Genomic DNA, 13,292 nt, shown 5'->3' with positions numbered 1-13,292 from the left:
TCTAGCGCGCTGTCCGGCGATGTCGCTTACAGGTAATACTCGAATGCCACAGGGCTGAAACAGAGCGAGCGCCGACTGCTTCAAACCCATGGTCTGAAACAAGCGACGCCCGCTTTGATGCGCAGTACTCAGCGCACCACAATCCCGCGACTGGCCACATAAGCCTTTGCTTCGGGAACGGTGTATTCGCCAAAGTGGAAAATACTCGCCGCCAGCACGGCACTGGCGTGGCCTTCGATGACGCCGGCGGCCAGATGCTCAAGGTTGCCGACACCACCGGAAGCAATCACCGGGATGCCCAGCGCATCGCTGATGGCGCGGGTGACGCCCAGGTCGAAGCCGTTCTTCATGCCGTCCTGGTCCATGCTGGTCAACAGGATCTCGCCAGCCCCCAGGTCTTCCATCTTTTTCGCCCAGAGCACCGCGTCCAGCCCGGTGGGTTTGCGTCCACCGTGGGTGAAGATTTCCCAGCGCGGGGTTTCACCCGGGCCGGAGACCTTCTTGGCATCAATAGCGACCACAATGCACTGCGACCCGAAACGAGCGGCGGCTTCACCGACAAACTCAGGGTTGAACACCGCTGCCGTGTTGATCGACACCTTGTCCGCGCCCGCATTGAGCAGGTTGCGGATGTCCTGCACGGTACGCACGCCGCCACCGACAGTCAGCGGAATGAACACCTGACTGGCCATGCGCTCGACGGTGTGCAGCGTGGTGTCACGGCCATCGACGCTGGCAGTGATGTCGAGAAAAGTAATTTCGTCGGCACCCTGCTCATCGTAACGACGAGCAATTTCCACCGGATCGCCTGCATCCCGGATGTTCTCGAACTTGACACCCTTGACCACTCGACCGTTGTCGACGTCCAGGCAAGGGATGATGCGTTTGGCTAGGGCCACAGGGTCAGTCTCCAGCTATTCAGCGTTGTTCGCGGTCGCAGAGCGCCTGGGCTTCGGCCACATCCAGCGTACCTTCGTAGATCGCACGACCGGTGATTGCGCCGATGATGCCCGGAGCCTTCGCATTCAACAGCGCCTGAATGTCGCCCAGGTTATGAATGCCACCCGAAGCAATCACCGGGATCCGCGTAGCCGCCGCCAGCGCGGCGGTGAACGGGATGTTGCAGCCCTGCATCATGCCGTCTTTGGCGATGTCGGTGTAGACAATGGCAGACACGCCATCGGCTTCAAAACGCTTGGCCAGATCAATGACCTGAACCGAGCTGACTTCAGCCCAGCCATCGGTGGCGACGAAACCGTCCTTGGCATCCAGACCGACGATCACCTTGCCTGGGAACGCGCGGCAGGCTTCAGCCACGAACTCGGGCTCTTTGACTGCCTTGGTGCCAATGATGACGTAGCTCACGCCTGCCTTGACGTAGTGCTCGATGGTTTCCAGCGAACGGATGCCGCCACCAATCTGGATCGGCAGGTTCGGGTAGCGTCTGGCAATGGCCGTGACCACATCACCGTTGACCGGCTGTCCTTCGAACGCACCGTTCAGATCGACCAGATGCAGACGGCGGCAACCACCGTCGACCCACTTGGCAGCCATGGCCACCGGGTCATCGGAGAACACCGTGGAATCTTCCATCCGGCCCTGACGCAGACGTACACAGGCACCGTCTTTGAGGTCGATAGCGGGGATAATCAGCATGCTTATTCCTTGGTCAAAAAGAGCGGCAAGCTGCAAGCGATTAGCTGCAAGTATGCGTACTCACTGATTCTTGCGGCTTGAAGCCTGAAGCTCAAAGCTGCTTCTATTCAATTCTTTTCGAGCGCCCAGAGGTCGCTTTCGATGCTCTCGAACCGCTCCTTGAGCTGCTGCTGAACATCGAAAATAGCGCGATTGTAGTAATGCGGCGCAATCTCGCGGGTGAACAATTCCAGTACCTCAGCCACTTCAAACGTACCCAGCTCCAGCTCGAAGCGCTCTGCGAACAGGCGCTTGAGCTTGTCGATCGCCTGCTGCTCATGCTCGGGCGAAAGGGTCAGGATCGGCGGCTTGCTCTTGGTTTTGCTCATGCGATTACCAGCGACCATCCCAGGCAGCGAAGTTCTGCAGCAATTGCAGGCCGTGGGTGTGGCTCTTTTCCGGGTGAAATTGCACGGCAAAACGCGAACCGTCGGCCAGCGCGGCGGCAAAGTCGAGGCCGTAGTGACCGCGCCCGACCACCTGACGCTGGTTGGCGGCATCGATGTAGAAACTGTGCACGAAGTAGAAACGCGCCAGGTCCGGAATGTCATGCCACAGCGGGTGATCCACCGCCTGAGCGACCTGATTCCAGCCCATGTGCGGCACTTTCAGGTGCTCGCCTTCTTCATACAGGTCCTTGCCGAAAAACTTCACCTGGCCGGGAAACAGACCGATGCAATCCACGCCGCCGCTCTCTTCACTTCTGTCGAGCAACGCCTGCATGCCGACGCAGATACCGAGAAACGGACGGTCCTGGCTGACTTCCCTGACCAGCGAATCAAAGCCCAGACGGCGGATCTCGGCCATGCAGTCGCGAATCGCGCCCACACCCGGAAACACCACACGGTCGGCTTCGCGAATCACCTTGGCGTCACTGGTAATCAGCACACGGCCTGCGCCTACGTGCTCAAGCGCCTTGGCGACAGAGTGCAGGTTGCCCATACCGTAATCGATGACCGCAACCGTCTGCATCAGAGCACACCCTTGGTGGATGGCATTTGCCCGGCCATGCGCTCATCCAGCTCGACCGCCATGCGCAGCGCGCGACCGAAAGCCTTGAACACGGTCTCGATCTGGTGGTGAGTGTTGGTGCCACGCAGGTTGTCGATGTGCAGCGTCACGTTCGCGTGGTTGACGAAGCCCTGGAAGAACTCCTGAAACAGGTCCACATCAAAGCCACCCACCGTGGCACGGGTATACGGCACATGCATCTGCAGGCCCGGACGACCCGAAAAGTCGATCACCACGCGCGACAGCGCTTCGTCGAGCGGCACATAGGCGTGGCCGTAACGACGAATGCCTTTCTTGTCGCCGATGGCCTGGCTGAACGCCTGCCCCACGGTGATACCGACGTCTTCCACCGTGTGGTGATCGTCGATTGCCAGGTCACCCTTGCACTCGATGTCCAGGTCGATCAGCCCGTGCCGGGCGATCTGGTCGAGCATGTGCTCAAGAAAAGGCACACCGATATCGAATCGGGCCTTTCCGGTGCCATCCAGGTTGATCGAGGCTTTGATCTGGGTTTCCAGAGTATTACGCTCGACGTACGCCTTACGTTCGGCCATCACCAGCTCCGCAAAATCATTGGGCGAAAAAAGGCGAGCATTATAGGCCCAGATGCGCCCGCCATGAAGCAAACAGACGACCAGCAGGGCATTTAGTGGGTGAAGAGGCTCGCGATTGCGTTACATACCTTGTCGATATTGCCTTCATTCAGGCCCGCCATGCACACCCGCCCACTGCGCAGCATGTAAATGCCGTGAACGTCTTTCAGTTCATCGACCTGCTGTGGCGTCAGACCGGTATAGCTGAACATCCCGCTCTGCCTGAGGATAAAGCTGAAATCACGTCCGGAAACCTTCTGCGCCAGTACCTCAACCAGCCGCGTGCGCATGTCGATGATGCGCACGCGCATGGCCTCGACTTCGCTCAGCCACTGCTCGCGCAGGTGCGGCGTGTTGAGCACTTTTGAAACCAGAAAGGCGCCATGCGCAGGCGGGCTGGAGTAGTTGCGACGTACAGTGGCCTTCAGCTGGCCGAATACGTTGGCAGCCGACGCGGTGTCTTCGCAGACGACCGACAGCCCGCCGACCCGCTCGCCGTACAGCGAGAAGATTTTCGAGAACGAGTTACTGACCAGCGTTGTAACACCTGCGTTGGCCATTGCGCGGATGGCATAGGCATCCTCATCAATGCCTTTGCCAAAGCCCTGATAGGCAATATCCAGAAACGCGATGAGCTGACGATCCTTGATAACCTCGATCAACCGGTCCCATTGCTCGACTGTCAGATCGGCACCGGTCGGGTTATGGCAGCACGGGTGCAGCAGGAGGATGCTCTGCGCAGGCAGGCCCTGCACCGTGTCGAGCATGGCCTCGAACCTGACCCCGCCAGTCTGCGCGTCGAAATACGGGTAGCTGTTGACCTTGAAGCCCGCACCACCGAACAGCGCGTTGTGGTTTTCCCAGGTCGGATCGCTGACCCAGACCTGCGAGTCCGGGAAGGCATACTTGAGGAAGTCGGCACCTACTTTCAGCGCGCCGGAGCCGCCCACGGTCTGGATGGTCGCCACGCGTCCTGCCTGCACAAGCGGGTGATCCGCCCCGAACAACAGGGTCTGCACTGCCTGCCGATAAGCCGCCAGGCCTTCCATCGGCAGATAGACAGAAGCCGCCTGCTCGCCCTCGGCCAGTTGCTGTTGTGCCGTTGCTACGCATGCCAGCTGAGGGATACGGCCCTGCGCGTCGTAATACAAGCCGATGCTCAGATTGACCTTGTCCGCACGGGAATCCTTGCCAAAGGTTTCCATCAGGGAAAGGATCGGATCACCAGCGTATGACTCCACGTGGGCTAGCATGCAAACAACTCCTACAGGCAATAAAAACAGGGGTTGCTAATGTAGCAGCGTCTGCGGGGGAACGGGCAGTGCATCAAACACATTGAGCCGCAGATAGGTGACGCAGAGCGTCACGAACGGCATTCCCACGCTGGAGCGTGTGGAACGATAGCCTCAACTATAGTGGGACGCTCTGCGTCCGATTCAGAGTGCGTGGAACAAGAATTCTGCGCACAAAAAAAAGCGCCTGCACCTAAGTGCAAGCGCTTATCTGTTACCTGCAGGCTTTTAGTGGAACAGCACTGCGGTTTTTTGCAGGGTAATCCAGACGCCCCACGCCAGCGGGATGCCTACGGCCAGCCAGGCGGCGATGACCAGCGGCTTACTGCCTGCGGATGCTTTCCACTCCAGCGAAGTCGTGGCATTGGCACCCTTGTCGTGACCGATGGCTTGTTCAGCCGCCAGCTCGGCGTCGGTCATGAAGTACTTGTCGGCAACCGGACGAATCAGCAGGTTGCAGATAAAGCCCAGCACCAGCAGACCCGAGAGGATGTACAAGGTGATGTCGTAGGCATCGGCACGTGCAACACCGTGGGCGAGTTGGTACTCACGCAGGTAGTTGACCAATACCGGACCGAGCACACCGGCCGCAGCCCAGGCAGTCAGCAGACGACCGTGAATCGCGCCGACCATCTGCGTACCGAACAGGTCAGCCAGATAAGCCGGAACCGTCGCGAAACCGCCACCGTACATCGACAGCACGATGCAGAACGCGGCCACGAACAGGGCAATGCTACCCATGTGGCTCAGGGTCGGAACCGACGCATAAAGCAGGAAGCCCAGTGCGAAGAATACGAAGTAGGTTGCCTTGCGACCGATGAAGTCCGAGCACGAAGCCCAGAAGAAACGACCGCCGATGTTGAACAGACTCAACAGACCCGTGAAGCCGGCTGCAATCGCAGCAATGGCTTTCAGCTGGTCGGCATTGAGCTGGCTGAAGGTCAGATCGACGCCCAGCAGTTTGCCGGCGAACACTTCCTGCAACAGCGGCGAAGCCATGCCCAGGATGCCGATACCGGCCGATACGTTCAGGCACAGCACCAGCCAGACCAGACGGAACTGCGGTGTCTTCCAGGCCACGCTGACATGCACGTGACGGTTGGTGATCATCGAGTTCTTGGCCTTGGCAGCCGGAGCGGTCCAGCCTTCAGGTTTCCAGCCGGTTGGCGGAACGCGATAGCCCAGCGCGCCACCGATCATGAAGATGAAGTAGATCACCGCCATCACCACGAAGCTCTGCCAGACGCCAACGCTTTCAGCCGAGGCAAAGTGGCCCATCAGCGCAGTGGCCAGTGGTGCACCGACCATTGCGCCGCCACCAAAGCCCATGATCGCCATACCGGTCGCCATGCCGCGCTTGTCCGGGAACCACTTGATCAGGGTCGAAACGGGGGAGATATAGCCCAGCCCCAGACCAATGCCGCCGATAACCCCCGAGCCCAGCCACATCAGCCAGATCTGGTGGGTATAGATACCCAACGCGGAAATCAGCAGACCGCCACACCAGCACAGGGCAGAAACAACACCGGCCTTGCGTGGACCTGCGTGCTCCAGCCAGCCACCCCAGATGGCAGCCGAGCAACCCAGAAAAATGAAGAACAGGGTGTAGATCCAGCCCAGCATGGAGATCTGCCAGTCACAGGTCGACGCGAACATCTGCGCGAAGAAACCCATGTCCGGAGTACAGGCGACGGGTGCAGTAATACCCACGGCCTTGGACAACGGCAACCAGAACACCGAGAAGCCGTAAGCCATACCGATACAAAGATGGATGGCCAATGCTGCTGGTGGAACAAGCCAACGGTTGAAACCGGGCTTGGCGATAATGCGCTCTTTGGACAAGAACGCAGGCTGAACGGCGTCGCCGCCCAAGGCTGTGCTTGTGCTCATTATAATTACCCCAATGTGTGAAGCTCGCAGATGGTCCGCTGGTCCGCCACAGACTCCATGCCGAGCGGCCATGTCTGTTTTATCGGCAGGTTGTTCAGATACGTGACAAAAAGACGCACCTGAGCCAGCAAAAACGGAGACTATCACTGTCTGATGGCAAATAAGCATCTCGTTACATGCTTTTTATTATCTATTTTATCGGTTAATCCGCGCGCTCTATGACGCCATAGATGCAATCAATTAAATGATAAGGAAAAGCCTGTCAGAACCTTAGTTGAGGCAAAAAAGCTATGTAGCTGTAGGGTCGAGAGGAGCGCTGCTACCTCAAACCGGAGACCGGACAGCAATAAAGGCATCCGCAGCCCGGTACGCGCGTCAGAGCGGTATACTCACGGGCTATTTTTGAATATCGACACAAGGACTCGCCCATGAAAGCGTTCGGCAAAATCCTGGGGCTGTTTATTCTCGGGCTGTTGCTGATCATCGTGGCTCTCGGCTTCGCCCTGACCCACCTGTTTGATCCCAACGACTATAAAGACGAGATTCGCCAGCTGGCACGCGACAAAGCCAACGTCGAGCTGACGCTCAACGGCGATATCGGCTGGAGCCTGTTCCCCTGGCTCGGCCTGGAATTGCACGACGCCCATGTCGCCACCCTGACCGCTCCCGATCAGCCGTTCGCCGATGTGCAGATGCTCGGCCTGTCCGTACGTGTCCTGCCATTGCTTCGTCGGCAGGTACAGATGAGCGACATTCGCGTCGAAGGCCTGAACCTGACCCTGCACCGCGATGAAAACGGTCATGGCAACTGGGAAGACATCGGCAAGCCTGCCGTGGCAAGCACTGAAACATCTGGCGAGACAACGCCGGCCCCGGCTCCGGACGCGCCCAAAGCGGATCGCCCTTCCCAGCCGATCCGCCTGGATATCGACAGCCTGACCGTCAACAACGCCCGCGTGGATTACAGCGATGCCCGAAAAGGTAGGACCTTCATGGCCGAGAGCATTCAGCTGAGTACCGGGCCGATTCGTGAGGCGTCCGATATCCCGATCAAACTGACGGCCTTTCTAAGCACCAACCAGCCCGTCGTGCGCGCCAAGACCGAACTGGTCGGCGAACTGCGCATGGACCGCGTACTCAAGCGCTATCAATTCGAAGACATGCGCTTGTCCGGCGAAGTCGCCGGCGAGCCGCTGCAGGGCAAGACCGTGACCTTCTCGGCGCAGGGCCAGCTGCTGGTAGACCTTGCCGCCAATATCGCCGAATGGAACAGCCTCAAAGTGTCAGCCAACCAGTTGCGTGCACTGGGCGAACTGCGTGCCCGTGATCTGGACAAGACGCCACAGATCAGCGGCGGCCTGTCCATCGCCCAGCTCGACCTGCGCACCTTCTTCGAAAACATCGGCCAGCCATTGCCCGCCATGTCCGAGGGCGCGCTGAGCAAGGTTGAAATGGTCACACGCCTCGCCGGCACGCCCACCAGCCTTGCGCTGGAAAACCTCAACCTTAAAGTCGACGACAGCACCTTCACCGGTCGCATCGCCGTGGACGACTTCGCCAAACAGGCGCTGCGTGTCCAGCTCAAGGGCGATACCTTCGACGCCGACCGCTATCGTCCGGCTGAGAGCGAAGAAAGCAAAGGTGCCAAGGCCGCGCGCAAATCCGAGGTTCAGTCCGGTGAAGCCGCCGCTGCTGCGGGCGATTCACCGCTGCCCGAACAACCGACCAAGGCCGCCTGGAGCACTGCCAGGCTGCTGCCGCTGGAGCGCTTGCGTACGCTGGATGTCGAGGCTGACCTGAGCTTCGGCAAACTGACCCTGAACAAACTGCCCATCGACAACGCAGCGTTCAAGACCCAGGCCAACGGTGGTCTTATCAAGGTCGATACGCTGAGTGGCGACCTGTACAACGGCAACTTCGAGGTCAAGGGCAATCTGGACGCGCGTCCGGACACGCCTGTGGCCACGGTGCAGACGCGCATTGCCAAAGTACCGGTCGAACGCATTCTGGAAAGCCAGGGCCAGACGCCGCCAGTGCGTGGCCTGCTGAACCTCGACAGCAACCTGACCGGCACAGGCAACAGCGAAAAAGCCCTGATCGACAGCCTGAACGGCACCGCCAGCTTTGCGCTCAATAACGGCGTACTGGTCAACGCCAACCTGGAGCAGCAGCTGTGCAAGGGTATTTCGATCCTCAACCGCAAGACGCTTAGCGGCGAACCGCGCGCCAAGGACACTCCTTTCCAGCAGCTCAACGGCAATCTGGTGATACGCAACGGCGTGGCCAGCAATCCGGACCTCAAGGTTCGTACGCCGGGCATGGCCGTCAACGGTAACGGCGACGTCGATCTGCGCGTACTGGGCATGAATTACCGCGTCGGCATCATCGTCGAAGGCGACAAGAGCGACATGCCGGACCCGGCCTGCGAGATCAATCCGCGCTTTGTCGGCATCGAGTGGCCGGTGCAGTGCCGCGGCCCGCTGGAACTGGGCGCCAAGGCTTGCCGTCTGGACAAGGAAGGTGTCGGCCAGATCGCTGCGAAACTGGCGGGCGACCGGATCAGCGAGAAGCTCGAGGACAAGCTGAACGACAAACTCGGTGACAAGGTCAGCCCCGAGCTCAAGGACGCCCTCAAGGGACTGTTCAAGCGCTAGGGCAACGTGAACTGCTCAGGAGCGCCCTCGCGGCGCTCCGCTGGCACGACCGTTCATATCACCACCCATATCCAGACGAGAGCCCTCCAGGCCATGCAACCCGAACAATTCTCCAACGCCGTGCTGGACTGGTACGACCGTCATGGCCGACATGACCTGCCCTGGCAACAAGACATCACGCCGTATCGGGTCTGGGTATCGGAAATCATGCTGCAGCAGACCCAGGTCAGCACCGTTCTGAATTACTTCGACCGCTTCATGGAGGCCCTGCCGACCGTGCAGGCGCTGGCTGAGGCACCGGAAGACGAAGTGCTGCACCTATGGACCGGGCTGGGCTACTACACCCGCGCCCGCAACTTGCAGAAGACCGCAAAAATCGTGGTTGCCGATCACGATGGCGAGTTTCCCCGCGACGTCGAAAAACTCATCCTGCTGCCCGGCATCGGTCTATCCACAGCAGGCGCAATCGCCAGCCTGAGCATGGGCCTTCGCGCGCCGATCCTCGACGGCAACGTCAAACGCGTGCTGGCGCGCTTTACCGCGCAGGAGGGCTACCCCGGCGAACCCAAGGTGGCCAAACAGCTGTGGGCTACAGCCGAACGCTTCACACCGCACAGCCGGGTCAACAACTATACCCAGGCCATGATGGACCTCGGTGCCACGCTCTGTACCCGCAGCAAACCCAGCTGCCTGCTCTGCCCGCTGGAACGCAGTTGCGAGGCGCACATGCTGGGCCTGGAAACCCGCTACCCCATCCCCAAACCACGCAAGACCGTGCCGCAGAAACGCACGCTCATGCCGATGCTCGCCAACGAAGACGGCGCGATTCTGCTTTATCGTCGCCCTTCCAGCGGCTTGTGGGGCGGCCTGTGGAGCCTTCCGGAACTGGATGACTTCGATGACCTGCAGCACCTGGCCACGCAACACGCACTGCAATTGGGCGAGCATCATGAACTGCCGGGGCTGATCCACACCTTCAGCCACTTCCAGTTGAGCATCGAACCCTGGCTGGTCAAGGTCCAGGAGTCCGCCGATCACGTGGCCGAGGCCGACTGGCTCTGGTATAACCTCGCCACCCCGCCACGCCTGGGCCTAGCTGCCCCGGTGAAAAAGCTGCTCAAACGCGCAGCCGACGTATTGAACGCAGGAGAGTCGTCATGACCCGCACCGTAATGTGCCGCAAGTACAAAGAAGAACTGCCCGGCCTGGAACGCGCCCCTTATCCGGGAGCCAAGGGCGAAGACATCTTCAACCACGTCTCGCAAAAAGCCTGGGCCGACTGGCAGAAACACCAGACCCTGCTGATCAACGAGCGCCGCCTGAATATGATGAACGCCGAAGACCGGAAATTCCTCCAGACCGAGATGGACAAGTTTCTCTCCGGCGAAGAATACGCCCAGGCCGAAGGCTACGTACCCCCCGAAAAATAAAGCGTTTCACGCAGTGAAGGTCGTAAGCGTCGGTAATAATTCAAATTTTTTAAAAAACACGCTTGACGACCTCCTGAAAAACACGTCTAATGCGCCCCGTTGCCCAGATAGCTCAGTCGGTAGAGCAGGGGATTGAAAATCCCCGTGTCGGCGGTTCGATTCCGTCTCTGGGCACCACCTTTCGTTTTCAGGTGATGCCAAGCACACCTGAAAGCACACAAGAAGCCCGCCTCGTGCGGGCTTTTTGTTGTCTAAGGTTTGCGGATGCTCCCCGGCAGGCCACATAGATCGAGGGCGGATCCAGCTCGGCCTGGAAATCTAGTCAAGACAAGCCAGCAAAGCGCTCTGAATCGCCCCGGATTCTCTAGACACCTTGCAAGCTCATTGCGTAACGTTTTTCAAACTCTACCGGTGACAGCTGATTGTTGAAACCATGGCGGCGTTTTGGGTTGTAGAACATCTCGATGTAATCGAACACATCACTACGAGCATCTTGCCGTGAGGTGTAGATTTTCCGCTTGATTCGTTCCCGTTTCAGAAGCTGGAAAAAGCTCTCAGCCACGGCGTTGTCATGACAATTGCCTCGGCGGCTCATGCTGGCAACCAAATTGTTTGCCTTCAAAAAACTGCGCCAATCGGAGCTGCTGTACTGGCTGCCCTGGTCGGAGTGAACCATCACCTCTTGTTTCGGTTTTCGCCTCCAAACCGCCATCAATAACGCATCAATGGCCAAATCACTGGTCATCTGCGACTTCATTGACCAGCCAACGACCTGACGAGAAAACAGATCCAGCACCACCGCCAAATACAGCCAGCCTTCATACGTACGAATGTAGGTGATGTCGGTGACCCAAACCTTGTTGGGTTCCACGACATCGAACTCGCGCTTCAGTAAATTGGGTGAGGCGACCGCTGGCTTACCGCCGTACTTTCCAGGGCGACGTCGATACCCTGTCTGAGAGCGCAGACCTTCAAGACGCATCAACCTCGCCACACGATGCCGACCACAATCTTCACCGACCTCGCGCAGGTCGTCATGGATTTTGCGATAGCCATAAACTCCGCCGCTCTCCAGCCACGAGTGCTTGATCAAACCCAGCAATCGCTGGTCGTCTTTAGCGCGTGCAGATTGCGGCTCAGACAACCAAGCGTAATAACCACTGGGATGGACTTTCAGCGTCAGGCAAAGCCGTCGAATGGAGTAGTCGCCCGCGCGCTGCTTGATAAAGGCGTACTTCAGCCGCACTCCTTGGCAAAGTACGCGGCGGCCTTTTTTAAGATGTCTCGCTCTTCAGTGACCCGCTTGAGTTCCGCTCGCAGACGACGCAGTTCAGCGTGCTGATCATCGTCTTGCTGCCGTTCTGCCTGAGGTTTGCTGTAGCGCTTTATCCAGGCATAGAGGCTATGCGTCGACACGCCAAGACGCGCCGCCACATCAGCGACAGGCAGCTTCTTTTCGGTCACTTGATTGACCGCTTGGATTTTGAATTCTTCGGGATAACGTGGGTTGCTCATGGCACCTCCTGATTGGCCTCAGTTTAAGGCATGGAGGTGTCTACGAAACCCGGGGCGATTCATCCTGATCGATTTCAGTGATTACGAAAAGAAAGAGATCGAGAAAAAAGCAAAGATCCTTAGGGCTAATGCCGAGTCTCGCGACTGGCTCTATAAGCCATAGCGTAGAGCCCGGCCTAGCGCCGGGTTTCTCATTGCTCACATTTGCGCCTGTGATCCAGCTAAGCGGTAGAGATACATTCCTAATCAGTGTTGGTGATAGCAAATGAGCTAGATACTCAGCCATTCGCCTTCAACACTCTTTGCTTGAACTCATCGGAGCTGAATAAATGCGGCTCCCCGCTGGATTCGCCTTCCATCAGCGCAAGCCGGATGGCTTCGATGTCTGCGCTCCGGGCCTGTTCGCGACGAATCAAGTCGCGAATATGTTGGCTGTCGCTGGTGTACGTGCCCACTTCAGTCTGCGCGCTTATTAAGGCGCCCTTTTGATCGGTCATCCGTACGGTCTCCATACTTGAACTCCAAAATCGTTTATCGACTGCGAGAGGCCTTCGCCTAGAAGAGGCATGCTCACACATGCGTTACGCAGCGCGGAAGCCCAGTGCTTCGAGCAAATCAAGACCAGCCATCCAGAGCCCTGCCGCCCCCATCCCATTGAACTAATTTTCCCCGCCCACCCTCGAAGCCATACATTTGCTTCCACAAGGAAAATTCCGTGCTCAAGTTAACTGCCTCCGCCCTCATCCTCGCCGCCACTCTGGGTCTGGCTGCCTGCGACAGCAAATCCGAACAGAAAGCACAGGACGCTCAGGCTCATCAGGAGAAATCCCAGGAGAAGATGGAGTCTGCCCAGGACAAAGTGAACGAGGCTGCCAAAGAGAACACCGAAGCGGCCAAGGACAAAGCTGCGTCCAAGGAAGCGGCTGCCGAAGAATCGAAGACCTTCGTGCCAACGTCCGAAGTGACCAACACCATCCAGCCGGAAAAAAAGTGAAAACAGTGAATACTCTTCACAAAGTTTTCACAGCGGCCGCGTCATTGTAGAGCTGCTCCCAAGTGTGAATCCTTAAGCCCGCTCCCCCATCGCGGGCTTTTCTTTGTCCGGAATTTGACGGGCAGACCGCTTTTCCAGATATCTGTGCACTTATGGTCAATGTATTTTTCTTTGACCCAAAACTGCACTTTTTTGACGCCAATAAATCTCTTCATTTA

Annotated in this window: 13 protein-coding genes and 1 tRNA gene; 5 read left to right on the top strand and 9 right to left on the bottom strand. The window is 58.3% G+C overall.

The genetic code is table 11. From position 1 onward, the window contains the following. Positions 1–128: 128 nt before the first annotated feature. The 7 genes from hisF to LJU29_RS26025 all read right to left on the bottom strand — a co-directional run bounded on the left by hisF (position 129) and on the right by LJU29_RS26025 (position 6,481). Complete coding sequence (gene hisF / locus LJU29_RS26055) at positions 129–899, bottom strand: imidazole glycerol phosphate synthase subunit HisF (protein ID WP_257111390.1); 771 nt, start codon at positions 897–899, stop codon at positions 129–131. A gap of 19 nt (positions 900–918) precedes the next feature. Further along, a complete protein-coding gene (gene hisA, locus LJU29_RS26050; RefSeq protein WP_002551457.1) occupies positions 919–1,656 on the bottom strand; it encodes a 1-(5-phosphoribosyl)-5-[(5-phosphoribosylamino)methylideneamino]imidazole-4-carboxamide isomerase in 738 nt (245 codons plus the stop codon). Positions 1,657–1,763: 107 nt separating this feature from the next. Then, the gene (locus tag LJU29_RS26045; protein ID WP_002551456.1) at positions 1,764–2,024 is read right to left on the bottom strand and encodes a DUF2164 domain-containing protein; all 261 of its coding nucleotides are present in this window, start codon (positions 2,022–2,024) and stop codon (positions 1,764–1,766) included. A 4-nt stretch (positions 2,025–2,028) separates the two neighbouring features. Next, positions 2,029–2,667 carry an imidazole glycerol phosphate synthase subunit HisH gene (gene hisH / locus LJU29_RS26040; protein ID WP_002551455.1) on the bottom strand — a complete coding sequence of 213 codons (639 nt, stop codon included), beginning with the start codon at positions 2,665–2,667 and terminating at the stop codon, positions 2,029–2,031. Continuing rightward, on the bottom strand, positions 2,667–3,260 hold the full coding sequence (gene hisB, locus LJU29_RS26035; RefSeq protein ID WP_002551454.1) for an imidazoleglycerol-phosphate dehydratase HisB: 594 nt from the start codon (positions 3,258–3,260) through the stop codon (positions 2,667–2,669). The genes hisH and hisB overlap by 1 nt, the downstream gene beginning before the upstream one ends. 92 nt (positions 3,261–3,352) lie before the next feature. Next, positions 3,353–4,552, bottom strand: coding sequence for an amino acid aminotransferase (locus LJU29_RS26030; protein ID WP_005758648.1), 1,200 nt, complete (start codon positions 4,550–4,552; stop codon positions 3,353–3,355). Between the two features lie 267 nt (positions 4,553–4,819). Beyond that, positions 4,820–6,481: an OFA family MFS transporter gene (locus tag LJU29_RS26025; RefSeq protein WP_002555774.1), complete on the bottom strand. Its 1,662-nt coding sequence runs from the start codon at positions 6,479–6,481 to the stop codon at positions 4,820–4,822. A 428-nt stretch (positions 6,482–6,909) separates the two neighbouring features. On the opposite strand from LJU29_RS26025, the gene LJU29_RS26020 reads away from it, so the two are divergent. The 4 genes from LJU29_RS26020 (at position 6,910) to LJU29_RS26005 (ending at position 10,742) form a co-directional block, all read left to right on the top strand. Continuing rightward, positions 6,910–9,135, top strand: a complete 2,226-nt coding sequence (locus tag LJU29_RS26020) for an AsmA family protein (protein ID WP_257111389.1) — start codon at positions 6,910–6,912, stop codon at positions 9,133–9,135. 93 nt (positions 9,136–9,228) lie between these two features. After that, a complete protein-coding gene (mutY, locus tag LJU29_RS26015) occupies positions 9,229–10,296 on the top strand; it encodes an A/G-specific adenine glycosylase (RefSeq protein WP_057423010.1) in 1,068 nt (355 codons plus the stop codon). After that, positions 10,293–10,565 (top strand): oxidative damage protection protein, encoded by a 273-nt coding sequence (locus LJU29_RS26010; protein WP_002555777.1) that lies wholly within the window; start codon positions 10,293–10,295, stop codon positions 10,563–10,565. The genes mutY and LJU29_RS26010 overlap by 4 nt, the downstream gene beginning before the upstream one ends. A 101-nt stretch (positions 10,566–10,666) precedes the next feature. Then, positions 10,667–10,742, top strand: a tRNA-Phe gene (locus LJU29_RS26005). 187 nt (positions 10,743–10,929) lie between these two features. On the opposite strand, the gene LJU29_RS26000 is transcribed toward LJU29_RS26005, so the two are convergent. Both LJU29_RS26000 and LJU29_RS25995 read right to left on the bottom strand, forming a co-directional pair. Next, positions 10,930–12,080, bottom strand: a protein-coding gene (locus tag LJU29_RS26000; protein ID WP_086004489.1) for an IS3-like element ISPsy29 family transposase whose coding sequence is annotated in 2 segments (ribosomal slippage) — positions 10,930–11,846 and positions 11,846–12,080 — 1,152 coding nt in all. Because the reading frame shifts where the segments join, the coding sequence is not laid out codon by codon here. 278 nt (positions 12,081–12,358) lie between these two features. Further along, positions 12,359–12,577 (bottom strand): ribbon-helix-helix domain-containing protein, encoded by a 219-nt coding sequence (locus LJU29_RS25995; protein WP_005747805.1) that lies wholly within the window; start codon positions 12,575–12,577, stop codon positions 12,359–12,361. 218 nt (positions 12,578–12,795) lie between these two features. On the opposite strand from LJU29_RS25995, the gene LJU29_RS25990 reads away from it, so the two are divergent. After that, on the top strand, positions 12,796–13,074 hold the full coding sequence (locus LJU29_RS25990) for a hypothetical protein (protein ID WP_005748012.1): 279 nt from the start codon (positions 12,796–12,798) through the stop codon (positions 13,072–13,074). Positions 13,075–13,292 lie beyond the last annotated feature (218 nt).

The organism is Pseudomonas ficuserectae (genome assembly GCF_024584585.1).
Taxonomy (GTDB): Bacteria; Pseudomonadota; Gammaproteobacteria; order Pseudomonadales; family Pseudomonadaceae; genus Aquipseudomonas; species Aquipseudomonas amygdali.
Note: the sequence above shows the minus strand (reverse complement) of the source record. Positions and strands in the feature narration are given on the sequence as shown.

What these genes read in the sequence shown, in the direction of transcription:
- hisA (WP_002551457.1), bottom strand. Translation starts at nt 1,656, where the DNA reads ATGCTGATTATCCCCGCTATCGACCTCAAAGACGGTGCCTGTGTACGT.
- LJU29_RS26045 (WP_002551456.1), bottom strand. Translation starts at nt 2,024, where the DNA reads ATGAGCAAAACCAAGAGCAAGCCGCCGATCCTGACCCTTTCGCCCGAG.
- hisH (WP_002551455.1), bottom strand. Translation starts at nt 2,667, where the DNA reads ATGCAGACGGTTGCGGTCATCGATTACGGTATGGGCAACCTGCACTCT.
- hisB (WP_002551454.1), bottom strand. Translation starts at nt 3,260, where the DNA reads ATGGCCGAACGTAAGGCGTACGTCGAGCGTAATACTCTGGAAACCCAG.
- LJU29_RS26030 (WP_005758648.1), bottom strand. Translation starts at nt 4,552, where the DNA reads ATGCTAGCCCACGTGGAGTCATACGCTGGTGATCCGATCCTTTCCCTG.
- LJU29_RS26025 (WP_002555774.1), bottom strand. Translation starts at nt 6,481, where the DNA reads ATGAGCACAAGCACAGCCTTGGGCGGCGACGCCGTTCAGCCTGCGTTC.
- LJU29_RS26020 (WP_257111389.1), top strand. Translation starts at nt 6,910, where the DNA reads ATGAAAGCGTTCGGCAAAATCCTGGGGCTGTTTATTCTCGGGCTGTTG.
- mutY (WP_057423010.1), top strand. Translation starts at nt 9,229, where the DNA reads ATGCAACCCGAACAATTCTCCAACGCCGTGCTGGACTGGTACGACCGT.
- LJU29_RS26010 (WP_002555777.1), top strand. Translation starts at nt 10,293, where the DNA reads ATGACCCGCACCGTAATGTGCCGCAAGTACAAAGAAGAACTGCCCGGC.
- LJU29_RS25995 (WP_005747805.1), bottom strand. Translation starts at nt 12,577, where the DNA reads ATGACCGATCAAAAGGGCGCCTTAATAAGCGCGCAGACTGAAGTGGGC.